Origin of the sequence: Belnapia moabensis DSM 16746 (assembly GCF_000745835.1) — a bacterium.
GTDB classification, from domain to species: domain Bacteria; phylum Pseudomonadota; class Alphaproteobacteria; order Acetobacterales; family Acetobacteraceae; genus Belnapia; species Belnapia moabensis.
Genome location: NZ_JQKB01000283.1, coordinates 1 through 1,205 on the forward strand (window position 1 = coordinate 1; position 1,205 = coordinate 1,205).

Sequence of the window (1,205 nt, forward strand, 5' to 3'; positions counted from 1 at the left end):
GGCCTCTGGGCTGCGCCGGGCATAGCGCAGGCGGCTAGTGGCGCCGAGCACCAGCAAGCGGCGCAACATGGCGTTGCCCTGCCGGGAGATCCGGCTCAGGCGCTCCTTGCCGCCGCTCGAGTGCGGCTTCGGGGTCAAGCCAAGCGAGGCCGCAAAGTGCCGCGCCGAGGCGAAGCCGTGCGGATTGGGCACCATCGCGGCCAGGGTTGTCGCGCCGATCGCCCCGATGCCGGGGATGCTCGCCAGCCGCCGGGCCGTCTCGTCCCCACGCGCATGGCGGACCATGCGGCTGTCGAGCCGCTCAATGCGCTCCTCCAGGGCTTCGATCTGCGCCACCAGCTCGCCCAGCGCCTCGCGTGCCAGATGGGGCAGCCGGCTATCCTCGTCGTCACGCACCACCGCGATCAGCTCAGCGACCTTGCGCCCCTGCGCCGCTACGATGCCGTACTCGGCGAGATGGGAGCGCAGCGCGTTGACGGTCTGGGTGCGCTGGCGCACCAGCATGTCGCGGACCTTGAGCTCCACCAGGCTCGCCTGCTGGACCTCGGTCTTCGCCGGCACGAAGCGCATGGTCGGACGTGTCACCGCCTCGCAGATCGCCTCGGCGTCTGCTGTGTCGGTCTTGCCCCGCTTGACATAGGGCTTCACGTAAGCCGGCGGCATGAGCCGGACCGTATGGCCGAGGCGAGTGAGCTCGCGCGCCCAATGGTGCGCTCCGCCGCAGGCCTCCATGCCGACCAGCGCGGGCGGCAGGGCCGCGAAGAACTCCAGCACCGCTGACCGACGCGGCTTGCGCCGCAGCACCACCCCACCGGCCGCATTGACCGCATGCACCTGGAAGACGCTCTTGGCCAAGTCGAGGCCGATCGTCCTAATCTCCTCCATGGATGCCTCCTCTCCCTCGTGGTCAGGCTCAACACCAACCACGCTATGGCACCTCGATGCCGCGGAGCAGGGGCATCCAACCCATCAAGTGAGGAGAGGCTGGCTCATGGTTGCTTTGGAGGCTTGCCCAGGATCCATTCAGTACCGCTCTGGCCCGCGACTTCGGCGGAGACAGGCAGATTTGATTTGGGCGGTTTCCTTTCGCCAGTGCTTCGGCCGATGGTGCTAGCCCGAAAAATTCATGAGGCGGGGCGAGAAGCCTGGTGACGCCGCGGTACGCTCGCGTTCTGGTTGTGCGGGCGCGTTCGGCCGATGCCGGT

1 protein-coding gene is annotated in these 1,205 nt (G+C 68.3%); it reads right to left on the reverse strand.

From position 1 onward, the window contains the following. On the reverse strand, nucleotides 1–885 hold an 885-nt coding region (locus EP26_RS30870), incomplete at its 3' end, for an IS110 family RNA-guided transposase (protein ID WP_043345487.1). Between the last annotated feature and the right edge of the window lie 320 nt (nucleotides 886–1,205).